Origin of the sequence: Priestia sp. TRN 1309, from assembly GCF_050846875.1 — a bacterium.
GTDB classification, from domain to species: domain Bacteria; phylum Bacillota; class Bacilli; order Bacillales; family Bacillaceae_H; genus Priestia; species Priestia zanthoxyli.
This window is the reverse complement of the sequence record NZ_JBOZGM010000001.1, coordinates 1,095,495-1,118,581: the sequence shown is the minus strand read 5'-3', so window position 1 is coordinate 1,118,581 and position 23,087 is coordinate 1,095,495. Positions and strand designations below refer to the sequence as shown.

Here is a 23,087-nt window from a genome sequence, read left to right as displayed (position 1 = left end):
AATGCCCTGTGACCAAAAAACAGTCACAGGGCTTTTTTTTTAGACTTAAGCGGCGCGTCCTCTTTTTTTGAGTAGGGCTGAGTATGACAAATTACTCTAGTCTACATCGTTAATGATTTAAGAAAAAACCCCCGCTCTATGAGCTAAAGCGGGGGTTGGTTTTATAAAGATTCCGTGTGAGATGCAGGCGGAATTGGCGTTTGGGTTCGAAATACTTTTTCCCATTTCGAGACGACGATACAGGCAATGGCGTGGCCTGGAACGTTGACTCCTGTTCTTGCCATATCCATGATGCGGTCCACTCCTGCAATGATTGCGACTCCTTCAGCCGGCAGACCTACTGCGTTGGCTGTAGCTAAAAGAACAACAAGTGAACCTGACGGGACAGCCGCAATTCCTTTACTTGTCATTACGAGTATAAGCATCATAAATAATTGCTGAGTTAAGGGCATGTCAATATTAAAAGCCTGTGCTAAAAAGACGCATGAAACGGATAAATACAAAGTAGATCCATCACAGTTTAACGACAGGCCGGACGGAATAACGAACGACACCACTCGTTTAGGACATCCGTACTTTTCCATACGCTCCATCAGCTGTGGCAGCACCGTTTCTGTACTTGTTGTTGAAAACGCAATAAGAAACAAGTCCCAAATCATTTTGAAGACTTCAAAATAGTTGAATTTGAACAAAAACCCAACAAGCGGAAATAAAACAAATAAAATAATAAAAAGGCCTAAAAAGACGGTTCCAATTAGCTTCAGCATCGGAAGCAGAAGGACAATGCCGTATTGCCCCACAGATGCAGCCATTAGCGCTAGTACACCAAGAGGCGCTGTGACCATCACAATTTGCGTTAATTTAAACATAATTTTAGCGGTTGATTCAAAAAATTTCATTGCAGGTTCGGATGCTTTCCCAACTCCTGAAGCGGCAACACCGAATAAAATAGCAAAGAAAATCACGGCCAGCAAATCATTTTTTGCCATCACATCTACGATATTCGTTGGAATGATGTTTAAAATCATTTGTTTAAAGTCCACGACCTTGTCGGTATACTGAGACAATTCACCGATATCTTTTTTAACAAGATGAGAAAGATCGAGGCCTACTCCGGGCTTTAGCAAATTCACTAACAGCAGACCAATCCCTAATACGATGGTAGTAATAATTTCAAACCAAATAATCGTCTTTAACCCTAGACTTCCCATTTGTTTCATACTGCCGCTTCCCGCAGCACCTATGACGATGGTTGAAAAGACAATCGGCACTACAATCATTTTAATGAGCCGGATAAACCCGTCTCCTACCGGTCTTAAAGCCATCCCGAAGTCCGGAAAAAAGTGCCCGATAACAGCTCCAATTACTAATGCAATTAAAATTTGAAACGCTAAAAATTTTTTCACATTTCTCCCTCCCCTTTGTCTTCATAAAACGGACATAAGTTCCATTAATATCCAAGTTCTCAGACACTTTAAGTAAATTCGGGACATTTAGCTAAATCCCTTCTAAAATAGACAAAACGGTCTATATATTTCACTTTGTCCGTTAAGATACATAGAAAAAAGCCAGGATGAAAGTCTTCTTCATCCTGACTTTTTTATCGTTATGCTTTTTTCACAAACTGAGATTTTAAGCTCATCGCTCCAAATCCATCAATCTTGCAGTCAATGTTATGATCGCCTTCTACTAAACGAATGCTTTTTACTTTCGTTCCGATTTTTACAACCGATGAGCTTCCTTTTACTTTTAAGTCTTTGATGACAGTAACTGAATCTCCGTCTTTTAAAGCATTACCGTTTGCATCTTTTACAGTAAGCTGTTCTTCCGTGCTTTCTGCTTTTTCATCTTGACCCCATTCATGCGCACACTCCGGGCAGATGAACAGGTTTCCATCTTCATATGTATACTGTGATTGACAGCTTGGGCAATTAGGTACATTCATTTTCTTTTCCTCCAGCAGCAGCCCGTAACCAATGGTACGATCACGAGATTACGTTTTTTATCTGTTTTATACTGTCACATTTTTATACGTTTAACAAGCTTTTCTATTTTCTCTCTGCTGATGTTTTCTTTTCCAAATAAGTGAGCCGATAAACAGAACAAAACCCGCTCCAAAGACAAGAAGCTGATCTAAATAAAGGTCACCTGTCTTTACATACCGTATAATAAATAATCCTCCAAACAAGAGCATCAGCATACATGAAAACCGAATGAGGTATGGATTGATTTCCATTTTTCATTCCTCCTTTTTGTAAGACTTTTTTGTTACGAATAAAACGCGAACCATATGCCGAATGTAACTGCGTATAACGGCAAAATGACGGCTAGTTTTTGCTTCCACCCTTTAAAAAAAGAAGAATTACGAGGTGCAAACCAAAGCTCTAACGTACCGTATACCAGCAGTGCTCCCGCTGCTAGTATCGCAATCACAGTCTCTCCCAAGCCCATAAACACTCCTCACTTTCATTCTACGCACTTGAAGCTAAGCGCAGCGTATATAGTAAATCTCATCATTACAAAAGACCTTATAATCGTGATGCATGCGGATTTTGAGTACTTTCTAACAATACATTTATTACCATTATATCATAATAAAAGCATTTTTGAGACTTTTTATATATGTAAATTATTGTATAATGAAAAGTAGACACAGAGAAAAAAGGGGAGGATTTTTTGAAGAGAACTCAGCTTATTTTTGTTATTACCCTGCTTATTGAAGGGGGATTAACCTATGCGTGCTCATCATTTTTGTCCGTTCGCTTTATTGAGCTTATGTTTTTTAGCGGACTTTTGTTTTCAGTTTTAACTTTTTGGTTTTCAAGCAGCGGAAGCAACAGCGCTCATTCTCACTATAACACTCACTCCATGAGGTTAATGTCTGGAGCCAATGTCGAACATAATCCGTTTCGTTTGCGCTGGACGGCTTATTTTCTTGCTTCTTTAAGCTTTACGGGAGTCGGCCTGATTTTTTTCATTCTGTTGCTGACGGACGTTATTCCTCCAGTAAGCTAAAAAACCTGCTCTTCACAGAGAGCAGGCACTTACGAGAACAGCTTGAGGAGCAGGCATTTCCGCCTTACTTTATTCGCAACAGCTTGAGTCACATGATCTTTTAAAGGCCGAGTCAATATTCGTTTCAGCGGATGTTTTAGCATTCGTTTGCTAATGGGAACTTTAAAAATGATGCTGAGAACGACTGTTGCAAAAACCGATAGCAGCAAGACCGCAAAAGGCTTTTTTTGAAACCATCTCGAAAAGATAAGCATCATTACATAAATAAGTGCTGACCACCCCAAATGCCAGCCGTGTCTAAATGTAATCCCCTTACACCTCAGACCAAGCCATTCTACAAATGAAGCTGTACATACCCATTTTACGATATATTTTACCTGTTTAAGAAGTGTAGACGGATAAGTAGCTAAGAACGACAAAATCATGAGAGGTGTAATAAACATAAGGTGTAAAATACGCAGTACTTTTAATGAAAGATGAGAAGATTTAAAATCCCAAAGCAACTTATCGTTACATAAAAAGTAATAAAGAATATTAAAAAAGCTCACGTATAAAACCCCAGCATATAGCTCGTGAATTTTTTTCCACGTTTTCTTCTGGATATTTTGAAAAATCAGCCATAGAAGGACAGAAATATGCACCTTTGTTCACCTCTCTAACGTCGTTTTTAGAACCAATGTTATGTTATTTTATTTTCATTTCGTCCTGCTTCTTTTCAATTTTCCGAATCCATCCAATCAGCAGCCGGTTAAGGTAGGATTTTAACGTTACGCTAATAAAGGTGTGGTACCACATCCAGCCTGTTTTCCATTCGATGAGCTTCGTTCGTTTTTCAGCCCATAATTCAATAAAAAACATGGGAATCGTAAAAAGTACAATTTTATATAAAATCTTTAACCCTTTATCGTGATACGTAGCCTGATTAATCATAACGGATATGCTAGGATACAGTAAAAAGTCGAACAACACATTAATTCTAAACTGTTTTTTCAGTAAGCGAGTTGGATATCGAAGAAGGCCGTGAGAGACAATAAATTTATCAATAATACCATTTGTTAATGCATTAAATGCATAAGCCAGCAGCCAGTCTTTGATCGGTGGTTTTCTAAATAGAAAAGGGAGCATTCCCAGCCCTATAATCAGCATTGTACGTAAAAAATTCACTTCAAATTTTTTATTTCTCATAACCTTTTCGCTCCTTTCACCAAGTGTTGTTAGTATACCTTCGTGTCGATTGGCAGCTTAAGACGGTTGTTCTAATCCCGTTCTCTTTACGTACATGTTTGTTTTAGTTTTCAGTTCTTTGAAGAGATTTATACATATGGTTGAGACATGAAAAAAGCCCGACTCTAATCAGTACGGGCTTCTTTCTTGATCTATTTTGTTCTTACCATCCAGCTACACAACCATCCGTTCGTGATTCACTTCCTCCGCATAGCACGCCGCTTTCAGCGTCTCTCCAAATAATCTGTCCGCGCCCAAATGCCATCGAATCCACGGCTACTTCAATTTTATGTCCTTTTCGTTCAAGCGCTTGTGCTACGTGTGAAGGAAAAGTCGGCTCAACAAGCACCGTTTTATCTTTTTTCCACTGCCATCTTGGCGCATCTAAAGCGGCTTGAGGATGAAGGTGAAAGTCAATCGTATTCATGACAACTTGCATATGTCCCTGCGGCTGCATAAACCCGCCCATCACGCCAAAAGGTCCTACGGGCGCATTATTTTTAGTGAGAAAGCCTGGAATAATGGTATGAAACGTTTTTTTATTAGGAGCAAGACAGTTATCGTGATTAGGGTCCATTGAAAAATTGTGACCGCGGTTTTGCAGAGCAATTCCCGTTTCTGGCACAACAATTCCAGAACCAAAGCCCATATAATTACTTTGAATGAATGAAACCATGTTTCCTTCTTCATCAGCCGTTGCTAAATACACTGTTCCGCTTCCGACAGGTTCTCCTGCTTCAGGCTGCAGAGCATGTTCTTCTATAAGGCTGCGGCGATAGCTTGCATATGTATCAGACAGCAGTTCCCTGACAGGTACGTTCATTTTCGCTTCTTCGGTAATGTATTTTGCTCCGTCCGCAAACGCAAGCTTTATCGCTTCGATTTGTTTATGATACGTATCGACGGCGTCTTTTTCTTGAAGCTCAAAACCTTTTACGATATTTAATGCCAGTAACGCAATAAGCCCTTGTCCGTTCGGAGGAATTTCCCAAACATCATATCCACGGTAGTGAGCGGAAATAGGATTTACCCACTCCGGTTCGTAAGCTGCCAAATCTTCTTTTGATAAAAAGCCGCCATATTTTTTGCTGAATGCATCCATACGTTCTGCAAGCTCACCTTTATAAAAGGCTTCTGCATTTGTCTCACCAATGAGCTGAAGCGTATGAGCATGATCAGTAGACGACCACATCTCTCCTGCTTTTGGTGCTCGTCCATTCGGCGCAAACGTTTGAAACCACGATTCAAATTCTTCGCTTGTATGTACTCGTTTAAACGTATCGTACGCTTGTTTCCATTGTTTAGCGAGTGTAGGCGCTAACGGAAATCCTTCCTTAGCATATTGAATAGCAGGCTCCAGCACTTGAGAAAGAGGCAGTTTACCAAATCGCTTTGATAAAGCAGCCCAACCAGCCGGAGCACCGGGAACCGTAACGGGCATCATTCCGTACTTAGGAATTTCTTTGTATCCTTTTTCCTTCAGCGCATCAATGGAAATAGACTGCGGAGAAGGTCCGCTCGCGTTTAGTCCATACAGCTGATTATTCGTCCAAACAAGCACAAACGCGTCTCCTCCGATTCCATTAGAGGCGGGCTCTAATACGGTAAGACTTGCCGCTGTCGCGATCGCTGCATCAATAGCATTACCTCCTTTTTTTAAGATATCAAGACCTGCCTGCGCTGCAAGCGGCTGAGATGTGGATATCATTCCTTTCTTTGCATAAACGGGAACTCGGTAAGATGGATATGGATGATAATGCGGATCATAGGTCATAAAAGCTCCTCCTCTTTTACACTTCTAGATTTATTTTAATTTTCTAAATAATTCAACTTCTTTATTTTACCATATTTACGGCCCAGCTCCTTTCTTTTTATCTCAGAATGACATGACTCCATTTACCTAAAATTGGTATACTAATAGAGTACAAGAATTGCCAAGGAGGATGATGTATGAAAAAAGTAAAAGCTGCCCTTCCACTCGCTGTTTCTTTAGCTCTCGGCCTTCAAGCACTCCCTATGTCCACTTCAACCATTCAAGCTGAAGCAGCGGCGAATGCTGCTCATCACTCAGCAAAAGTTGAAGTCAAACGAGCAAACGTATTTTTAACGAATGTAGCAAACGGAAAAACAAAAGAAGCTACGCGCTACTTTTCCCGCAGCCTGCAGTCAAAAATGAGTGAAGACAACCTAAAAACGTGGTGGTCATCTCTAACGGCTCAGTTAGGTGCTGTAAAAAAGATTGGGACAGCTGTACAAGGTGAAGTCAATACCGTTCATCGAAATGTAGAAATCCCCATTGAATTTGAACATGCATCAGCTACTTTAACCGTTCGCTTTAGTCAAAATCGTCAAATTGATGACTGGCGAATTGTACCGGACGAGCGCCAATTTTCATTTTCCACACCGCCTTATGACACCCCTAAGAATTACAGAGAAACACGACTTTTAATCGGCAAAGCACCTTACGAACTTCCAGCAACGCTCACTCTTCCAACACGTTCAAAGCATCAAAATGTACCCGTTGTCATATTAGTTCACGGATCAGGTCCTTCTGATCAAGATGAAACGTTTATGAGCTTAAAGCCGTTTCGAGATCTGGCTTCTGGACTGGCTTCTCAAGGAATCGCCGTTTTACGCTACAACAAGCGTACATACGAACATACAGCTAAAATGTCCGGTGAAAGTAAGATAAGCGTTGACGACGAAACAACGAACGATGCCGTACTTGCAGTCAAAGCAATGGCGAAACAAAAAGGCATCGACAGCCGCAATATTTTTATACTAGGACACAGTCAAGGCGGCATGATGATGCCTCGAATTTTAAATCAAACGCCTGATAAAAGCGTGCGGGGCTCTGTTTTACTTGCTGCACCGAGCCACACACTTCCAGAGTTAATGCTTGAACAATTTGCCTATCTTGTATCGCTGAATCAGCTTCCGAAAGAGCAGCTTTCTTTTTTCCAGCAGCAGTTTGCCATTTTACAAGACCCAAATTTTTCGCCAGCTCAGCCGCCAAAAGAATTTTTGCTTGGCACGCCTTATTTTTGGTATGACTTAGCTCACTGGCACCCTGCAGAAGTTGCAAAATCTCAGAACACGCCGCTGCTTTTTTTACAAGGAGCGCGTGATTATCAAGTAACGACCGAAGATTTTGAAGGTTGGAAGCAAAGTTTATCTCAGCGTTCCAACACTTCTTTTAAGCTTTATCCAAAGCTCAACCACTTTTTCACAGAAGGAACTGGTGAAAAAAGCACGCCCGATGAATATGCTGTTTCAGCCAACATCCCTTCTTATGTCATTGATGATATTGTCAAATGGGTTCGTGAAACGCAAAAGTAACGAAACAAGGCGCTGTTTTATCAGCGCCTTGTTCTCTTACTCTTTAAACCTTCCCATTACAACCGTACTATAGTACTTCCCGTCAGACAGCACCTTGTCATTCTTTAATACTCCTTCTACTTCAAATCCGAACTTTTCATATAAATCAATGGCTTTTTTATTCGTTTCTAACACATTCAGCGTCATTTTCTTCATGCTCGCGCTCTCTGCCCACAGTATGGATTGCTGTAAAAGCTCTTTGCCAATTCCGTATCCCCAATATTCTTTTGCGACGCATACACCAAACTCTACTTTATGAGCCAATCGCTTCAACTCATTACCTTCACATCTTGAAAATCCGACAATTTCATTATGTACAACCGCTACTAAAAATAAGTTTCGTTTACTTTCTGTGTCACGTTGAATAAGTTTTTCAAAGTCGGATTCGTCCATATACCCTTCTCCTGATTCACGATCTAAGTTTTCCGTTTCTCCATCTAGCTGAACTCTTAGGTGAGACAGTTCGTTTGCATCGCGAATGTGAGCTGAACGAATGATGTACTGAAGTCCTTTTACATGGTAAATCTGCTGATTGATGACCATCCTATACCTCCAAATGTATTTCTTTCATTCAATCTATCAATTAGTTTTAATTTCCTTTATTATAAATATTATACATAAAGAAATGAAAGAGAGTTGAAGGAATTGCTTTGGTTATTGCTTTTGATTCTATACGGCATTTACAAGTTGTATAAATCAAGAAGACCGCTAACGAAGTTTGGTCACTTTTATGAGAAAGCGTTTGAGCTAGAAGAAAAAAAGCGATATGAAGATGCGCTTGATATACGCAACCAAGGGATTGAACTCCATACCCTTACCGATTTAGAACGAGCTGATTTACATTTAGCGAACGGGCGTATGCTTTTAAAACTAAAGCAATATGAAGAATCAACGAAACACTACGATGCCTCATTTAAACTCGCAAAATACGAAAAGTTTCCTTATTCAGAAGGATTTGACGAAGTCATTGAAGCCTACTTGTATGCAGGGCGTAAAGAAGATGCGCTGATAATAACCAATGACATGTTAAAACGGCAAAGCTATGATCAAAAATTTAAAAAGCTAGAGCCTTTAAAAGAAAAGCTTCTTTCATATGAAGACTCATGGTAAAATTAAACAAATGAAAGCGTATTATTCAGAGCGATTGAGGTGAGCATAGTGGTCATAACGGTTATTGTAGGAGTGCTAGGTCTAATTGGTTTAATTGCAGCAGGATTTGCGACGAATTATAAGGATACAAAGTAAGATGTCGTAAAGAAGAGTCGGTGGGACAAACGTAGTTTAGTTGAAAAAAGATCCGAACCATAAACAGTTGGGATCTTTTCATTGTGCTAGCGAACGTAGATTTAATCTATGTAGTAGCTTCTAGCTGTTGGTTGGAGGACAAGACGAAGACTCCTGCGGGAAAAGCGGAAGAAGTGAGACCCCGCAGGAGCGTAAGCGACGAGGAGGCTCAGCGGCCGCCCGCGGAAAGCGAAGCCTTGCACGGAAATCAACAGCCGTGTCACAAGCAATCCATACGAGCTCCTTTGTGCCTTTTTTCGTCTTTAAATTGGGGCATTGTATGTCTGAATCTCTTTTTTTAACGAGCCAACAGCTTTTCAGCAACGCGCAAAAACATCTTTACTCCAACTTCAAGCGAGGCTTCATCTACCGTAAACTTCGGATGATGATGAGGGTATACGATGCCCTGTTCTTCATTTCGCGCTCCAATGTTAAAAAATGCTCCTTCCGTTTCCTGCAGGTAAGCTGAAAAGTCTTCTCCTCCCATTTTAGGAGACAGCGTCTTTACACGGTCTTTTCCGTATTCTTCAATGGCTGTTTCTTCAATTAACCTTGTAATTTCTTCAGAGTTAATGACAGGGTGATAGCCTTTTTCATACGTAAACGTGTACTCTGCGCCGTAGGCTTCTGTTAGTCCTTTTACAATCCGGTCAATTTGTGCCGGAACTTTTTCTCGCAGAGCCGCGTCAAAGCTTCGAACGGTACCATTCAGCTCCACTTTATCAGGAAGTACGTTGTGCGTAGTTCCTCCGTGAAATTGTGTAACCGATACGACTAATTTATCGATTGGATTCGTCGTTCTTGAAACAATCGTTTGAAGGTTCGTCACAATTTGCGCTCCTACAACGATCGCATCAACTGCTTCATGAGGCGCTGCGGCGTGTCCTCCTTTTCCTTTAATCGATATGTTAAACGTGTCAGGCGAAGCCATCATAGGACCTGCAAGCACGCCGATTTCTCCGACGGGAAGACCAGAATTCAAGTGCGTACCAATTACATAATCCACACCTTCCATCACGCCTTCTTTCACAAGCTCCTGGGCTCCTCCAGGCAGCAGCTCTTCTGCGTGTTGAAAAATCAAGCGAATTTCTCCTTTAAATTCATTTCCTAACTGAGAAAGCACAGAAGCTACTCCTAGCAAAATAGCCGTGTGACCGTCATGTCCGCATGCATGCATCACGCCTTTATGAACCGAAGCAAATGAAAACGTATTTTCTTCTTCGATCGGCAGCGCGTCCATATCCGCTCGAATTGCTACTACCTTTCCCTCTTCTTTCCCTATTAATCTAGCTACCACGCTTGTTGGTGTAGGACGCGTAATGATAAAGCTTCCAAACGAACGAAGCGTATCTTCCACAAACTGAGCCGTTCGGTGCTCTTGAAACGATAATTCAGGATAGCGATGAAAATGTCTTCTCCATTCAATTACCTGCTTCTTCAAGCTTTCTGTGACGCTGTATTCACCGATTGATTTGACTGTCATAAACAAATTCCCCCTTTGTTTGACTATATCGATTGGCTGGAACGGAAAGATTTAAATTTCCGCGCAGCGTATCGCTTTCATATGAAGTGTCGTAAAGCCCGCGCTCTTGCAAGATAGGCACCACTTTTTCCACAAACTGATGAAACGTCTCGCTCATAAACGGGCGAAGCACAAATCCATCCGCTGCTTCCTGCTCATACCATTTTTGCATTTCATCCGCTACGTGCTCTGGCGTTCCTGAAAACGGCGAACGAGGCAAAATTGTTTCAAGCGCGACCTCTCTTAACGTTAACTTTCGAGCAGCCGCCGCTTGTTTAATTTTATTCGTGGTGCTTTGAAAGGCATTGGCTCCGATATCCCCTAACTCTGGAAACGGTGCGTCTACGTCAAATTGATGAAAGTCATAATCATCAAAAAAACGAGCTAAATATGTAATGGCATGATCAATTGGAATTAAAGCGGCAAGCTCTCCATATCTTCTTTCTACATCTTCCTCGCTATCTCCTATAACTAAATCAATACTAAAAAAAAGAGATGCTTTGATTGTTCAAAGCATCTCCAGTCGTCTGGTCAATCGGTTTTAAATAGCTGTTTAGTTGACTTATCTGCATGTTATACCTACTATCCGGGTAAGTCAAATCATCTTTTCAAATATGTAGTTTTATTACTTTAAAACTACAACCACATTTCCTACCTTATGTCCGGTCTCTACATACTCATGAGCTGCTGGAATTTGTTCTAAAGAGTAGCATCTATCAATGACTGATTTGATCCGGCCTTCTTCCATGAGCTTTTTAAGAAACAATAAATCTTCCGTCTGCACTTTCGCAATTCCTTGTCCTTCTACTGAAACAAAGCGCCCATTTAGTGTTAACGCTTCCTTACACTGGTTTTTTGTAAGTTTTCCAACGGCATCAAAAATAAGATCATATCTTTCTTCTTTTTTAGTAAAATCTTCGTTTTGGTAGTCGATGACGTAATCTGCTCCTAAAGATTTTACTAGTTCCCTGTTTTTAGCACTGCTCACGCCTGTCACTTCAGCTCCGTAATAGTTAGCAAGCTGTACAGCGGTAGTTCCTACGGCACCTGACGCACCGTAGATAAGCACTTTTTGTCCGGCTTGAATGTTTCCTTTTCTAAAAAAATGCAGAACCGTTGTGCCACCAAAAGAAATAGAAGCCGCCTCTTCATAGGTTACATTTTCTGGCTTTACAGCTATTGTCCCTTTTTCACTAGCGTTCAATATATGTTTATAAGCTATGCTCATCAAAAGCTATTCTTTCACATTTTATAAAGAACGCCGGTGAATCTACTGTCACATATGGTAAATAAAAGGATATTGCTATAAAATAAGTATAAAAACAGAAAGCGTGGTACGTGTTATTGTTTAAACTTCTTTTAATTGAAGATGATGTAACGCTGTTTAACGAACTGAAAGAGCGGTTGGAGCAATGGTCATATGATGTTTATGGCATCCGTGATTTCAGTAACGTTATGCAGGAGTTTAGCGAGGTAAAACCTGATTTAGTGATTATGGATATTCAGCTGCCGAAGTATGACGGATTCCACTGGTGCAGAATGATTCGCTCTCACTCGAAAATCCCTATTATATTCCTATCTTCACGAGATCATCCTTCTGATATGGTCATGTCTATGCAGTTTGGAGCCGACGACTTTGTGCAAAAGCCGTTTCATTTTGATGTGCTTGTAGCAAAAATACAAGCCCTTCTCCGCCGCGTGTATAATTACAGCGTTGAACAAGTAAGCCTTCTTTCGTGGCAAGGCGCAACGATTGATTACGAAAAAAATAAAGTATCAACGGAATCTAAAGCTATTGAGTTAACCAAAAATGAAATCTTTATTTTAAAATGCTTAATATATAAAAAGAATACGATTGTAAGCCGAGATGAGCTGATTAATAGTTTGTGGGAAGATAAACGGTTTATCAGTGATAATACCCTAACGGTAAACGTCAATCGCCTGCGAAAAAAGTTAGATGAAATTGGACTGGGAAGCTTTATTGAAACAAAAGTCGGTCAAGGCTACGTAGCGATTGAAGAGGAACGCTATGATTAAACTCTTTATTCGCGAGCGTCTAAGCTGGATCCTTTTCTTTTTTATCATACATTTTTTTATGCTATTTATCGCGTATATTGATGAATCCATTCCTCTGTCTTCGATTCTCTATATCGTGTTTTTATCATCGATTATCTTTCTTATTTTTTGCGTCTTCCGCTATCAGAAAGAAACGAAATTTTACCAAGGGTTAAAAGATGAAGAGGATTTCTTTGATTCTTCTACTCTTTCTCATCCGCTGCGCCCCTTTGAAAAGATTGTTCAGCAAAATCTGATGCAACAATTAGAACAGGCGAAAAAAGATGCGGTGCAAACTCAGCTGCACGTGACGCAGGAAAAAGATGAAATGTTAGCTTGGATTCACGAAATTAAAACGCCGTTAACTGCAATGCATTTAATAATTGAACGCTTAGAAAATCGAGAAGTTAAAGCAAACTTGACGTTCGAGTGGCTCCGTATTCACTTTTTACTTGATCAACAGCTGCATCAAAAGCGCATTTTCTTTATCGAAAATGATATGTATATTGAACATCTGGATTTAGAGTCCCTTATTTTCACTGAAATCAAAACGCTGCAAGCTTGGTGTATGCAAAAAAATATTGGGTTTGATGTGGACATACAGGCAGAACGTGTACTGTGTGACGCAAAGTGGTTTTCGTTTATTATGAGACAGCTCTTAACAAACGCAGTCAAGTACAGTGAAGCATCTGACGTAATGATTAGAAGCTACAAGCACCATGGTCAAGTGTACGTCGAGATAAAAGACAGCGGACGCGGCATTTCTCCTCAAGATATGCCGCGCATTTTTGAGAAAGGTTTTACATCAACCACTCAGCATGAAGACAGCCGTGCCACAGGTATGGGTTTGTATCTCGCTCAAAAAGCTGCGCACGCTCTTTCTATTCACATTGGCGTGCAGTCAGCTCTTAACGAAGGCACGACGTTTACACTTGCCTTTCCTAAATCAAATGATTTTGTTGATATGAAAAGCATGTGACAAAAATGTCACATGCTTTCGTTATTTGTTCGGTGAATCAAAGGAAAAGCTAAAGCCCTTTTTCTATAATAAACGTATCAGATTAAAGGAGTGAGTACATATGAACATATTAGAAGCAACTAATATTCATAAAAGCTACGGAAATAAATTTAATAAACAAGAAGTATTAAAAGGTGTAGATATTATGATTATGAAAGGAGAATTTGTAGGAATTATGGGGGCTTCCGGCTCAGGTAAAACGACGCTTCTGAACGTGCTTTCCTCGATTGATAAAATCAACGGCGGAACCATCAAAATTGAAGGAAATGAAATTAGTAGAATGAAAGAAAAGCAGTTAGCAAACTTCCGAAAAACACATTTAGGCTTTATTTTTCAAGACTATAACTTGCTCGATACACTGACAGTCAAAGAAAATATCCTCTTGCCTCTTTCTGTTGTCAAAACTCCTTCGGCAGTAGCTCACAAAAAATTTGACGCGCTAGCCAAACAGCTCGGCATCTATGAGCTCAAAGATAAATATCCAAATGAAATTTCGGGCGGACAAAAGCAGCGTACTTCTGCTGCAAGAGCCTTTATTCATGAGCCAAGTATGATTTTTGCTGACGAACCAACCGGTGCACTTGACTCAAAAGCAGCCAGCGATTTGTTAAACAAACTGACCGAGCTTAATGATAAAAGAAGCGCAACCATTGTGATGGTAACGCATGACCCAGTGGCAGCCAGCTACTGCAGTAAAGTCATTTTTATAAAAGACGGACAAATTTATACGCAGCTGTATAAAGGCGACCAAACGCGAAAAGACTTCTTTGAAGATATTATGAAAACGCAAGGCGTACTAGGCGGAGTCCAAGATGAATATTAATCAGCTCGTTTTCCGCAACTTCAAAAAGAATGTAAAAAACTATTATTTGTACGTTTTTGCACTGATTTTCAGCGCAGCTTTATATTTTGCTTTTGTCACGCTTCAGTACGATCCTGCTCTTGATGCAACCAAAGGCTCCATTAAAGGAGGCGCGGCGGTTCGGGCCGCTTCTGTTTTACTTGTAGCCATTGTTTCTATCTTTCTATTATATGCGAACACCATATTCATCAAACGACGCAGTAAAGAAATTGGCTTATTTCAGCTAATTGGCATGACCAAAACAAAAATTTTCCGTATTTTGACCGTTGAAAATTTTATGCTGTATTTTGCCTCACTGATTGTCGGCATTTTAATTGGGTTTTCGTTTTCAAAAGCGGTCATTATGATTTTGTTTAAAATCACCGATACAAAAGGCATTGCCAAGCTTCACTTTTCAGAAGAAGCCTTGATTCAAACGCTGATTGTGTTCGGCGTCATCTATTTGTTAATCATGACGATGAACTATCTTTTTATTAAAAGACAGACCATTTTAGCCCTATTCCGCGTTACGTCATCTACAGAAAGCAAAACAAAAAAAATCAGTATTCTTGAAATTATTATTGGAATTCTTGGCATGATCTTTATTGCTTCCGGCTACTATATTTCTGCTAAATTGTTTGACGGATCTTTTACAAGCATGAATGCTTTGTCCATCGCAATGGTATCTATTTTAGCTTCGGTTATCATCGGAACCTATTTGTTTTATAAAGGCTCAGTTCGCTTTTTATTAAATCTGATGCGTAAAAGCAAAAAAGGCTATTTATCGATTAACAATGTATTATCTCTTTCTTCCATTATGTTTCGCATGAAATCAAATGCACTGTTACTGACGGTTATTACAACCGTATCGGCTCTTGCTATTGGTCTGTTGTGCTTGAGCTACATCTCTTATTATTCTGCTGAAAAGTCGGCCGAAGATTATGTGCCTAACGATTTTTCAATCAATAATACAAAAGACGCTGCTTCATTTAAAGCCGCGCTGGATCAAAAGAAAATAGCATATACGGAAAAAAAGATCGACGTCATCCAAGTAAAAGCAAACGTAAAAAACATCTTAGAAAATAATTTGGAAGGCCCGATGGTAGACTCGTCCGCTATGGTTTTTTCAGTTGTTAGCGAAAAATCTGTTAGTGGTGTAAAGGTAGCTCAAAATGAAACTTTGTTTACCGGCTATAATGATATGCTTCAACGAGTAAATTCATTTAAAGATTCCGGAGAAATTGAGCTAATAGGAAAGAAAAAAGTCATTCCGCAAAAGTATATAGGTTTAAATCGAAAATTTCTCTTATCTACCTATTTTACGAGCGGTATGCCTACTGTGATTGTAGACGATTCTGTGTTTAATGAACTGGAAAAAGACGTGAATCCTTCTGTGCAAAAAGAATCTTCTGTGTACACAGGGATAGATATATCACAAAAAAATGACTTACCAAAAGCAAATGAGATTTTCAAAGAAATGAAATTGGGAAATCATACTTTCAATGATTCGCGTATCGAAACGGTAAAAAGCCAAAAGCAGACTATGGGTCTAATTATGTTCATTGTCGCTTTTCTAGGACTGGCATTTTTAATCACGTCAGGGTGCATTCTTTACTTTAAACAAATGGACGAAAGTGAAGATGAAAAGCCAAACTATACGATTCTTAGAAAACTCGGCTTCACTGAAAATGATTTACTAAAAGGCATAAAAATAAAGCAGCTTTTTAATTTCGGCATTCCGTTAATCGTAGGGTTGCTTCACAGCTATTTTGCCGTACAATCCGGCTGGTTCTGGTTTGGAACAGAGCTTTGGACACCTATTATTATCGTCATGATTGTCTATACGGCGCTGTACTCTATTTTTGGTATTTTATCTGTTCTTTACTATAAAAAAATGATTAAACAAGCTCTCTAAAAATAAAAAGCACAAGCTATAGCTTGTGCTTTTTATCTTTACATGCCATTAATTGCTGGCGTTTTCTTTATTTTCCGCACTGGCTTCATGTAAAAAATTTTCTAATCGCTTTTTGACAAACGGCCATTCGTCATCGATTATACTGAAGATGACCGAATCTCGTACGTATCCATCTGGTAAAAGCATATGTTTTCTGCTAATGCCTTCTTGCGTAGCACCTAACCGTTTAATAGCCGCTCTAGACCGCTTGTTTCGCACATCCGTTTTGAATTGAACGCGGTGAAGCTTCAGCTCTTCAAAACAGTATTTTAATAATAAATACTTACACTCCGTGTTGACTCGCGTTCGCCACACGGATGGATGATACCACGTCCACCCTATTTCTACGCTTTTGTTAGGAAGTGATATATCTAAAAATCTTGTGCTTCCTACAATTGAATGTGACTCTATATCAAATACAGCAAAAGGCAGCTCTCTTCCTGCCTGCTTTGCTGTTAAAGCACTTTCAATCAGCTGTTTCATATCACTTAGACGATGAACTTTTACCGGGAGATGCTCCCAAATTTCTTTCGGTTTTGCAGCTTCATAGAGTCCTTGCTCATGCATGTTTTCAAGCGGCACTAGCTTTACCGCTGTTCCTACAAGTTCAACTGACTTTAGCATAACCTCACTCCTTTTTGATACGTTTAAAGAAAATGTTAATACAGGTATACGTACTGAAAAAGGGTCAGTTTCTGCTTATTGCAAGGTATCACTTTCAGCGTGTATAGCTAGTGATCAGCTAAGTGCTTTTCGAGAAAGTCACTTACTGTTTGGAAGGCTTCGTCCGCTGATTCTTTATTAAAGGTTTGTGAAAAAGGATTCATAAACCCATGAAATCCATAAAACTTTTTGATTTCCAAAAGCGGCTCTCTTTTTTGCTCTAGTGAGTTTATTAAACAGTCTACATCAAATGTTTGCTCTTCAGCGGGAAAAATAAGAAGAGTTGGACACACAGGACGTCTATTTATATAGTCTCTAATGCGCGATCCGTAACAGCCAATCACAAAGTCACACAAATTGTTTTCACTGCATAGCCACGATATTGTGGCTCCTACACTAAATCCCATGATCCCTACTTCTTCATATTCTTGTTTTAGCTGAATTAACATGTTATTGATTTGTCTTGAACCATCATCAATACCGATGTTTTGAACAAAGTTCTGATAAGCCATTCCTTCTTCTTCATAACTATAAGGAATGGCTCTAGATAATAAGTTAGGGCAGATAATATCTGCCCCTAACTTAGACAATTCCTGTTTTACAAACTTCATATGATCGTTCACACCGTATATTTCATGAATTAATAAAATGGCTTTATTTGATTTTTTCATTTCTTTTATAAAACAGTCGTTTCCCTTGTCAGTTCACGGTGCAATACGTCTCCCATGCGCTTCATGCCTTCTACGATTTGCTCCGCAGACATATTGGAATAATTCAAGCGCAGCGCGTTGTTTCTTGTACCGTTTGGAAAGAAAGGAGTTCCCGGCACGCAGGCTACGTTATTTTTTAGACATTCTGAAAAGATATGTGCTGAATCGATTCCTTGGGGCAGTTCCACCCAAATAAACAATCCGCCTTCTGGCTTACTGTAAGACAAATTCTTGGGGAAAAATTCTTCAATGCACGATAACATTTGCGTACATCGCTCTTTGTATACGGCTTTGATTTTTTGAATGTGCTCTTCGATATCGTAAAGCTCCATGTACTTAGCCGTTACGCGCTGAGCAAAGCTGTCGGTATGTAAGTCAGCCACTTGTTTAAACGCCACGTACTTATCAATGAAAGCTTCATCTGCGCACACCCAGCCGATTCGAAGACCTGGCGCAAAAATTTTAGAGAATGTGCTGATGTAAATCACTCTGTTTTCTGTATCAAAATGCTTAACCGGGGGCAGCGCTTCTCCTGCAAATCGGACTCCTCCGTACGGATTATCTTCTACAATCAGCACGTCGTATGCGTTCGCAAGTTCGATCATTCGCTGACGTCTTTCTGGCGTTAAGGTGCGTCCTGTAGGGTTTTGAAAATCTGGAATTGTATAGATAAATTTAGCATGCGGATTTTCTTGAAGTTTTTTCTCCAGCTCTTCCATAATCATTCCGTCTTCGTCCATATCTACTTCTACAAACGTTGCATTGTAAGATTTGAAGACGTTGATGGCTGCTAGGTACGTTGGACTTTCACAGATTACCACGTCTCCGTCATTAAGAAACAGTCTTCCTGTAAGATCGATTGCCTGCTGAGATCCGGACGTAATTAAAATGTTCGAAACAGTGGACTCGATGCCAATATGCTTCATTCGTGTCGAAATGGCTTCTCGTAAAGGAATATACCCTTCAGTTGTACTATATTGGAGCGAAGCGGCTCCGTCTTCATTTAATACGGCGCGGCACGCATCGTTCATTGCTTCAACGGGAAATAGCTCCGGCGCTGGAAGTCCTCCTGCAAACGAAATCACTTCTGGTCGTTCCGTTACTTTTAAAATTTCGCGCGTTTCAGAGGATTTTACAAGACTAGCTCGTTGGGCAAATTTATCTTTCATTGATGATCATTCCTTTTTTAGATTTTAAACTTTTGCAGTGACTCAAACTTTCAATGGTAAAACTAATTATTCGAATAGTCAGAAAAATTAAGACGAATGCTTCTATTCATGAGATTATGCAGCTTTTACAGCTTGCAAGATGCCTTTTTAACAGACAACTAGCATGTGCGTCCTCTCTGACTCTCCCTTTCTCCTTTCAATATATATTTTTCTTATTCCCTATTTATAATACAAATCAAAGGTCGTACGATAAATGTGGCCTTATATTTAATGTATGTTAAAAAGGATAACATAAAATTCAAATAAATAAACAATAAATTCTACAAATTCTTAATTTTTTATACAAATATATTTATCTTAGTAAACTATTATGTAAGATTCCTTTCCCTTTTCATTGACCTTCCGTATAAAACTCGTTATAATCCTTATTAACTTGATAAGATTTAAAGGTTTTAGTACAGGAGTGATGAAAAGTGAAATGGTTTCATTTACTGTTTAATGAACGATGCCCAAAATGTAAGCAAGTGTTAAATACATCAAAATCTAATGCACTTCACGCGACTATAGTGAAAGTGTGTCCGTCTAACCACTACCAAAAAGAATTTCATCCTGCGCTTGAAACGTATGTGGAAAGTGATGAAGTGCTATAAAAAAAGCTATGGGAATCCATAGCTTTTTATAGTAGCCCCCACCAAATCTTAATTGCCGTTGCTAAAATCAAACCGGCAAGGATCCACTGAAGCACTTTTGTATTCATTTTCTGACCAACTTTTGCACCGACTGGAGAGGCAATTAAACTTGCCGCAACTAAAATAAGTGCCGGTATAAATGGGACTTGATGGGTCACCAGCTTTCCAACCGTTGAACCAATGGAAGAAATAAAGGTAACGGCTAGTGAAGTTGCGATGGTTATTCGAGTTGGAATTTTAAGCACCACAAGCATCACAGGAACTAAAATAAAGGCTCCCCCTGCTCCTAACACGCCTGCTACGGCTCCGATAAGCAGTGATAAAATAGAAGCTAATCCTTTATTGAATTGAAGTTCGCCTTCTTTTATCTTATCTACATTTTTCTTTGGAATAAACATCATCATAACCGCAATAAGAGCTAAAACTCCATATACAACATTTAATCCTTGTTCACTCATATAATGTGAGAGGTAGCTTCCAAGCATGCTCCCAATTAGAATATTGCTGCCCATGTATAAAATTAATGATTTGTTTAAAAATCCGCTTTTTCGATACGCCCATACGCCGCCTAATGTCGCAAAGAATACTTGAATGGCTCCTGCACCTGAGACGTGATGAGCTGTTAGTGCTCCTACTCCTACTAATGGAGGAATATACAACAGCATCGGATAATTAATAACAGACCCGCCAATACCGACCATACCGGAAATGAACGACCCAATAAATCCAATAAGAAAAAGCGTGATGATAAATGTAAGATCCATCTATAGTCGCTCCGTTTCATATAAGGAAAGGGTACCTTTTACAAGAGATACCCTTTTCGTCTATTATTTCTTATCCTTTTTTAATCCAAAATTTAAGAACGTCGCCTTCTTCTGTATGAAGAAGCTCGTGACCGCCAGATTTTGCCCAGGCTGCAAGGTCATTTTTTGCCCCTTTATCCGTTGCGTGAATTTCTAACACTTGACCTGCTTCTAGTTCATTCATTGCTTTTTTTGTTTTAACAATCGGCATTGGACATGCCATCCCTTTTGCATCTAGTACTTTATTTGATTGCATTTCTCTCTCTCCTTTGTTTAGGTTTTAGCGAATCGCACAGCGGTTTGGTCCAATTTCCATTTCACGCTGTTTTTCTTCATCTGGGCTTACTTTTCCCATGTTTGTTTCACGAATTTCTTGATACGCATTTGGCTGCGGCGGTAAGTTGTCTGTTACTAAGTGTCTGAACTCTGCTTCGTCTTTAATATTTAATCCGTGATTTTCCGCAAACAACGTACCTAACTTTTCAGCTACGCTGCCGTTGTCATTTAGCTCATCAATAATCATAAAATGAGCTGGCAATACGATTAACTCGTCTGACAATGCTTTATAGCGTGTATAAAGCGTCTCGCGCAAATCGCCTACCCAGTCTTCAGCCATACCAGCTAAATCAGGACGTCCAATTGAATCGATGAACAAAATATCACCTGAAAGCAAGTATTGATCGTCTACGATAAAAGAAGTGGAACCAATCGTATGACCCGGTGAATAAAGAGGCTGAATCGTAATCGTTGTGTTGCCAATTACGACATCACTGCCTTCTTCTAACGCCTTGTAGTCGAACATCACTTCTTCTGCATCTTTTGGAGGCAGCCAGTACACTGCATTTGTTGCTTCCGCAATGACTCTTCCTCCTGAAATGTGATCTGCATGAAGGTGCGTATCAAACACGTGCTTAACCGTGACACCAAGCTCTTTGGCAAAGTTGATATACACATCCGCCATACGCGTTGCGTCAATAATAGCCGCTTCCCCGTTTGATACAATCATATAAGATAAGCATCCTTTACCGATACGAACAAACTGATAAATTTCTCCGCCGTCTTTTAAATCTCCAACTTTAACAGGCTCTAAATATTCACTCCACGCTTTCATACCGCCTTTAAGGTACGATACGGTAAGTCCCGCTTCTGAAAGCATGTCAGCTACCATCACGGATGAACCTTCTTTAGCACAGACAACTAATACTTCTTTATCAGAAGGGACTTTTTCTAAGATTTCTTCTACTCCGTCTAAAAGATCGAAGTATGGAACATTTAAATGCTGAAATTGATGACCTTCGATTTTCCAATCGCTAAAATCACTTTCGTTACGAACGTCCAAGATAAATAACGCTTCTTTATTGATAATTTTAGATGTAACTTCTTTTGCAGTAAGTACATGTACTGTCATATTAAAATACCTCCTTAGGTATATGAACTATCAAAATTGTTTAATCCATTATAATCGATTGGTTATTCTACTTTACCCGTCCAGTCACGCATACCGGGAACCACGTTAATTAAATGTTTAAATCCTTGCTTTTTCATTGTTTGGCCTGCCATTTCACTTCGTCTTCCAGAGTGGCAAATAATATAAATTTCATCTTCTTTATTTAACTCATTGAAACGTTTTTCTACTTCACCAAGCGGAATATGAACCACGCCTGGAATATGAGCTTCATCGTATTCTTCTACTTCACGAACGTCTAAAATGTGAAGATGTTCATCATTCTCTACTTTTTTCGCAAATTCTTCTAATGAAATTTCAGGAATTGGCGTTACGTTTTCTTCAGCTCCGCCTTTACGAAGAAAGTGGTGAAGAACGTCACCTGCTGCCTCGGTACCTAAATACTCATGACCTGTGCTTTTTGCCCACGCTTGTAAGTCAGCGGTAGAGCCTTTATCCGTTGCTTGAATTTCTAGCACTTGACCTGCTTCTAATTCATTCATTTTCTTCTTTGTTCTTACGATTGGCATTGGACATGCTAACCCTTTTGCATCTAATACGAAGTTTGCTTGCATCATTTCTTTTTCCTCCTTGGTTTAAATACTGACAGGGGTATATTTTTATCTAAAAAAATTAGACCGTTTCCCCTTTCCACTCCATCATGCCGCCGGTCATATTCGTTACACTGTAGCCTTGCTGCTCCAGAAAACGAGCTGCCATTCCGCTTCTGCCACCAGAACGACAGACAACAATATAATTCTTTGCTTTATCTAACTCATGCATACGAAATTCTAATAAAGGAAGCGGGATATTTAACGCGTTTGGAATTTTACCTATTTTTACTTCCTCTACTTCACGCACATCTAAAATGTGAATTTGTTCTTGTTTTTTTACTAGCTGTTCTACTTCTTGTGCTGCTATTGTCTTCACGCTGCGTCTCCTCCTTCTTGATTTATCTCCACGTATTCATGCCGCCTTTAACGTTGGTAATGGCTATAAAACCTTGCTTTTTCAACAGCTTACTTGCTTTCATACTTCTCATTCCGCTTTGACAAATAACGACTACTTCTCTGTCTTTTGAAAGCTGACCTGTTTGCGCTGGCAATTCTGATAAAGGAATGTTTCGAAACCCTTTAATATGTTTGGTACGAAATTCATGTGGTGTTCGCACATCGATAAACTGGTTATCTTTATTTTTTAACTTTGCTTTTAACTCCGTTGTGGCTATTTGCTGAATACCTTTTACTGTTGCAAAACGCTGATACAGAAACCACAGCAGAAAAACGATAATAAGCGCATTGACAATCATATTGACCCT

28 protein-coding genes and 1 pseudogene are annotated in these 23,087 nt (G+C 39.6%); 8 read left to right on the top strand and 21 right to left on the bottom strand.

Features of this window, described 5'->3' with window-relative positions; translation table 11 throughout:
- Positions 1-161 precede the first annotated feature (161 nt).
- The 4 genes from gltP to ACRPLQ_RS06060 all read right to left on the bottom strand — a co-directional run bounded on the left by gltP (position 162) and on the right by ACRPLQ_RS06060 (position 2,451).
- Positions 162-1,406: a glutamate-aspartate/proton symporter GltP gene (gene gltP, locus ACRPLQ_RS06075; protein ID WP_029715022.1), complete on the bottom strand. Its 1,245-nt coding sequence runs from the start codon at positions 1,404-1,406 to the stop codon at positions 162-164.
- 200 nt (positions 1,407-1,606) lie between these two features.
- Positions 1,607-1,945 (bottom strand): zinc ribbon domain-containing protein YjdM, encoded by a 339-nt coding sequence (locus tag ACRPLQ_RS06070; protein WP_029715023.1) that lies wholly within the window; start codon positions 1,943-1,945, stop codon positions 1,607-1,609.
- A gap of 90 nt (positions 1,946-2,035) precedes the next feature.
- Entirely contained in the window at positions 2,036-2,236 is a 201-nt protein-coding gene (locus ACRPLQ_RS06065; RefSeq protein WP_432235797.1) for a hypothetical protein, read from the bottom strand.
- Positions 2,237-2,268: 32 nt separating this feature from the next.
- A complete protein-coding gene (locus ACRPLQ_RS06060; protein WP_165636459.1) occupies positions 2,269-2,451 on the bottom strand; it encodes a hypothetical protein in 183 nt (60 codons plus the stop codon).
- Between the two features lie 225 nt (positions 2,452-2,676).
- On the opposite strand from ACRPLQ_RS06060, the gene ACRPLQ_RS06055 reads away from it, so the two are divergent.
- The gene (locus ACRPLQ_RS06055) at positions 2,677-3,015 is read left to right on the top strand and encodes a hypothetical protein (protein WP_048019577.1); all 339 of its coding nucleotides are present in this window, start codon (positions 2,677-2,679) and stop codon (positions 3,013-3,015) included.
- 29 nt (positions 3,016-3,044) lie between these two features.
- Here the strand turns inward: ACRPLQ_RS06055 and ACRPLQ_RS06050 are convergent, their stop codons facing one another.
- The 3 genes from ACRPLQ_RS06050 to ggt all read right to left on the bottom strand — a co-directional run bounded on the left by ACRPLQ_RS06050 (position 3,045) and on the right by ggt (position 6,013).
- Positions 3,045-3,656, bottom strand: coding sequence for a CBO0543 family protein (locus tag ACRPLQ_RS06050; protein ID WP_034263929.1), 612 nt, complete (start codon positions 3,654-3,656; stop codon positions 3,045-3,047).
- A 43-nt stretch (positions 3,657-3,699) separates the two neighbouring features.
- A complete protein-coding gene (locus ACRPLQ_RS06045; RefSeq protein ID WP_034263928.1) occupies positions 3,700-4,200 on the bottom strand; it encodes a CBO0543 family protein in 501 nt (166 codons plus the stop codon).
- A 202-nt stretch (positions 4,201-4,402) separates the two neighbouring features.
- Entirely contained in the window at positions 4,403-6,013 is a 1,611-nt protein-coding gene (ggt, locus tag ACRPLQ_RS06040) for a gamma-glutamyltransferase (protein ID WP_325078162.1), read from the bottom strand.
- Positions 6,014-6,189: 176 nt separating this feature from the next.
- On the opposite strand from ggt, the gene ACRPLQ_RS06035 reads away from it, so the two are divergent.
- On the top strand, positions 6,190-7,578 hold the full coding sequence (locus ACRPLQ_RS06035; RefSeq protein WP_432235796.1) for an alpha/beta fold hydrolase: 1,389 nt from the start codon (positions 6,190-6,192) through the stop codon (positions 7,576-7,578).
- A 36-nt stretch (positions 7,579-7,614) separates the two neighbouring features.
- Here ACRPLQ_RS06035 and ACRPLQ_RS06030 read toward each other — a convergent pair whose 3' ends face one another.
- Complete coding sequence (locus ACRPLQ_RS06030) at positions 7,615-8,160, bottom strand: GNAT family N-acetyltransferase (protein ID WP_367077020.1); 546 nt, start codon at positions 8,158-8,160, stop codon at positions 7,615-7,617.
- 102 nt (positions 8,161-8,262) lie between these two features.
- On the opposite strand from ACRPLQ_RS06030, the gene ACRPLQ_RS06025 reads away from it, so the two are divergent.
- Entirely contained in the window at positions 8,263-8,727 is a 465-nt protein-coding gene (locus ACRPLQ_RS06025) for a hypothetical protein (protein WP_432235795.1), read from the top strand.
- A gap of 255 nt (positions 8,728-8,982) precedes the next feature.
- Here ACRPLQ_RS06025 and ACRPLQ_RS06020 read toward each other — a convergent pair whose 3' ends face one another.
- From ACRPLQ_RS06020 to ACRPLQ_RS06005, 4 genes and pseudogenes are all read right to left on the bottom strand, one after another.
- Positions 8,983-9,225, bottom strand: a complete 243-nt coding sequence (locus ACRPLQ_RS06020; RefSeq protein WP_376185460.1) for a hypothetical protein — start codon at positions 9,223-9,225, stop codon at positions 8,983-8,985.
- Entirely contained in the window at positions 9,200-10,384 is a 1,185-nt protein-coding gene (locus ACRPLQ_RS06015) for a M20 family metallopeptidase (protein WP_165636456.1), read from the bottom strand. The genes ACRPLQ_RS06020 and ACRPLQ_RS06015 overlap by 26 nt, the downstream gene beginning before the upstream one ends.
- Entirely contained in the window at positions 10,362-10,643 is a 282-nt protein-coding gene (locus ACRPLQ_RS06010) for a hypothetical protein (protein WP_301862437.1), read from the bottom strand. Before ACRPLQ_RS06010 ends, ACRPLQ_RS06015 begins: the two co-directional genes overlap by 23 nt.
- A gap of 405 nt (positions 10,644-11,048) precedes the next feature.
- Positions 11,049-11,615, bottom strand: a pseudogene (locus ACRPLQ_RS06005) (NAD(P)-dependent alcohol dehydrogenase); the annotation flags it as partial.
- Positions 11,616-11,767: 152 nt separating this feature from the next.
- Here ACRPLQ_RS06005 and ACRPLQ_RS06000 point away from each other — a divergent pair.
- The 4 genes from ACRPLQ_RS06000 (at position 11,768) to ACRPLQ_RS05985 (ending at position 16,252) form a co-directional block, all read left to right on the top strand.
- A complete protein-coding gene (locus ACRPLQ_RS06000) occupies positions 11,768-12,460 on the top strand; it encodes a response regulator transcription factor (RefSeq protein ID WP_033580356.1) in 693 nt (230 codons plus the stop codon).
- The gene (locus ACRPLQ_RS05995) at positions 12,453-13,457 is read left to right on the top strand and encodes a sensor histidine kinase (RefSeq protein ID WP_325077644.1); all 1,005 of its coding nucleotides are present in this window, start codon (positions 12,453-12,455) and stop codon (positions 13,455-13,457) included. The genes ACRPLQ_RS06000 and ACRPLQ_RS05995 overlap by 8 nt, the downstream gene beginning before the upstream one ends.
- 100 nt (positions 13,458-13,557) lie before the next feature.
- Positions 13,558-14,319 carry an ABC transporter ATP-binding protein gene (locus ACRPLQ_RS05990; protein WP_047750431.1) on the top strand — a complete coding sequence of 254 codons (762 nt, stop codon included), beginning with the start codon at positions 13,558-13,560 and terminating at the stop codon, positions 14,317-14,319.
- Positions 14,309-16,252 (top strand): FtsX-like permease family protein, encoded by a 1,944-nt coding sequence (locus tag ACRPLQ_RS05985; protein WP_432235794.1) that lies wholly within the window; start codon positions 14,309-14,311, stop codon positions 16,250-16,252. Before ACRPLQ_RS05990 ends, ACRPLQ_RS05985 begins: the two co-directional genes overlap by 11 nt.
- Positions 16,253-16,300: 48 nt before the next feature.
- Here ACRPLQ_RS05985 and ACRPLQ_RS05980 read toward each other — a convergent pair whose 3' ends face one another.
- The 3 genes from ACRPLQ_RS05980 to ACRPLQ_RS05970 all read right to left on the bottom strand — a co-directional run bounded on the left by ACRPLQ_RS05980 (position 16,301) and on the right by ACRPLQ_RS05970 (position 18,833).
- Positions 16,301-16,915, bottom strand: a complete 615-nt coding sequence (locus ACRPLQ_RS05980; protein ID WP_432235793.1) for a GNAT family N-acetyltransferase — start codon at positions 16,913-16,915, stop codon at positions 16,301-16,303.
- 107 nt (positions 16,916-17,022) lie between these two features.
- Complete coding sequence (locus ACRPLQ_RS05975; protein WP_412761960.1) at positions 17,023-17,565, bottom strand: dienelactone hydrolase family protein; 543 nt, start codon at positions 17,563-17,565, stop codon at positions 17,023-17,025.
- 65 nt (positions 17,566-17,630) lie between these two features.
- Positions 17,631-18,833 carry a PLP-dependent aminotransferase family protein gene (locus ACRPLQ_RS05970; protein ID WP_432235792.1) on the bottom strand — a complete coding sequence of 401 codons (1,203 nt, stop codon included), beginning with the start codon at positions 18,831-18,833 and terminating at the stop codon, positions 17,631-17,633.
- Positions 18,834-19,306: 473 nt separating this feature from the next.
- On the opposite strand from ACRPLQ_RS05970, the gene ACRPLQ_RS05965 reads away from it, so the two are divergent.
- Positions 19,307-19,483, top strand: coding sequence for a hypothetical protein (locus tag ACRPLQ_RS05965; RefSeq protein ID WP_186808514.1), 177 nt, complete (start codon positions 19,307-19,309; stop codon positions 19,481-19,483).
- 26 nt (positions 19,484-19,509) lie between these two features.
- Here the strand turns inward: ACRPLQ_RS05965 and ACRPLQ_RS05960 are convergent, their stop codons facing one another.
- The 6 genes from ACRPLQ_RS05960 to ACRPLQ_RS05935 all read right to left on the bottom strand — a co-directional run bounded on the left by ACRPLQ_RS05960 (position 19,510) and on the right by ACRPLQ_RS05935 (position 23,078).
- Positions 19,510-20,286, bottom strand: a complete 777-nt coding sequence (locus ACRPLQ_RS05960; RefSeq protein WP_034263899.1) for a sulfite exporter TauE/SafE family protein — start codon at positions 20,284-20,286, stop codon at positions 19,510-19,512.
- 70 nt (positions 20,287-20,356) lie between these two features.
- Positions 20,357-20,581, bottom strand: coding sequence for a sulfurtransferase TusA family protein (locus ACRPLQ_RS05955; RefSeq protein WP_033580284.1), 225 nt, complete (start codon positions 20,579-20,581; stop codon positions 20,357-20,359).
- A 24-nt stretch (positions 20,582-20,605) separates the two neighbouring features.
- Positions 20,606-21,733, bottom strand: coding sequence for an MBL fold metallo-hydrolase (locus ACRPLQ_RS05950; protein WP_432235791.1), 1,128 nt, complete (start codon positions 21,731-21,733; stop codon positions 20,606-20,608).
- Positions 21,734-21,795: 62 nt separating this feature from the next.
- Entirely contained in the window at positions 21,796-22,347 is a 552-nt protein-coding gene (locus ACRPLQ_RS05945; protein WP_034263896.1) for a sulfurtransferase TusA family protein, read from the bottom strand.
- A 55-nt stretch (positions 22,348-22,402) separates the two neighbouring features.
- Positions 22,403-22,699 (bottom strand): rhodanese-like domain-containing protein, encoded by a 297-nt coding sequence (locus ACRPLQ_RS05940; RefSeq protein WP_088048717.1) that lies wholly within the window; start codon positions 22,697-22,699, stop codon positions 22,403-22,405.
- 22 nt (positions 22,700-22,721) lie between these two features.
- Positions 22,722-23,078, bottom strand: coding sequence for a rhodanese-like domain-containing protein (locus tag ACRPLQ_RS05935; RefSeq protein ID WP_098112400.1), 357 nt, complete (start codon positions 23,076-23,078; stop codon positions 22,722-22,724).
- Positions 23,079-23,087 lie beyond the last annotated feature (9 nt).

Coding starts and splice junctions, on each gene's coding strand:
- ACRPLQ_RS06070 (WP_029715023.1), bottom strand. CDS start 1,945: ATGAATGTACCTAATTGCCCAAGCTGTCAATCACAGTATACATATGAA.
- ACRPLQ_RS06065 (WP_432235797.1), bottom strand. CDS start 2,236: ATGGAAATCAATCCATACCTCATTCGGTTTTCATGTATGCTGATGCTC.
- ACRPLQ_RS06060 (WP_165636459.1), bottom strand. CDS start 2,451: ATGGGCTTGGGAGAGACTGTGATTGCGATACTAGCAGCGGGAGCACTG.
- ACRPLQ_RS06045 (WP_034263928.1), bottom strand. CDS start 4,200: ATGAGAAATAAAAAATTTGAAGTGAATTTTTTACGTACAATGCTGATT.
- ggt (WP_325078162.1), bottom strand. CDS start 6,013: ATGACCTATGATCCGCATTATCATCCATATCCATCTTACCGAGTTCCC.
- ACRPLQ_RS06035 (WP_432235796.1), top strand. CDS start 6,190: ATGAAAAAAGTAAAAGCTGCCCTTCCACTCGCTGTTTCTTTAGCTCTC.
- ACRPLQ_RS06030 (WP_367077020.1), bottom strand. CDS start 8,160: ATGGTCATCAATCAGCAGATTTACCATGTAAAAGGACTTCAGTACATC.
- ACRPLQ_RS06015 (WP_165636456.1), bottom strand. CDS start 10,384: ATGACAGTCAAATCAATCGGTGAATACAGCGTCACAGAAAGCTTGAAG.
- ACRPLQ_RS05995 (WP_325077644.1), top strand. CDS start 12,453: ATGATTAAACTCTTTATTCGCGAGCGTCTAAGCTGGATCCTTTTCTTT.
- ACRPLQ_RS05990 (WP_047750431.1), top strand. CDS start 13,558: ATGAACATATTAGAAGCAACTAATATTCATAAAAGCTACGGAAATAAA.
- ACRPLQ_RS05985 (WP_432235794.1), top strand. CDS start 14,309: ATGAATATTAATCAGCTCGTTTTCCGCAACTTCAAAAAGAATGTAAAA.
- ACRPLQ_RS05980 (WP_432235793.1), bottom strand. CDS start 16,915: ATGCTAAAGTCAGTTGAACTTGTAGGAACAGCGGTAAAGCTAGTGCCG.
- ACRPLQ_RS05975 (WP_412761960.1), bottom strand. CDS start 17,565: ATGAAGTTTGTAAAACAGGAATTGTCTAAGTTAGGGGCAGATATTATC.
- ACRPLQ_RS05970 (WP_432235792.1), bottom strand. CDS start 18,833: ATGAAAGATAAATTTGCCCAACGAGCTAGTCTTGTAAAATCCTCTGAA.
- ACRPLQ_RS05960 (WP_034263899.1), bottom strand. CDS start 20,286: ATGGATCTTACATTTATCATCACGCTTTTTCTTATTGGATTTATTGGG.
- ACRPLQ_RS05955 (WP_033580284.1), bottom strand. CDS start 20,581: ATGCAATCAAATAAAGTACTAGATGCAAAAGGGATGGCATGTCCAATG.
- ACRPLQ_RS05950 (WP_432235791.1), bottom strand. CDS start 21,733: ATGACAGTACATGTACTTACTGCAAAAGAAGTTACATCTAAAATTATC.
- ACRPLQ_RS05945 (WP_034263896.1), bottom strand. CDS start 22,347: ATGATGCAAGCAAACTTCGTATTAGATGCAAAAGGGTTAGCATGTCCA.
- ACRPLQ_RS05935 (WP_098112400.1), bottom strand. CDS start 23,078: ATGATTGTCAATGCGCTTATTATCGTTTTTCTGCTGTGGTTTCTGTAT.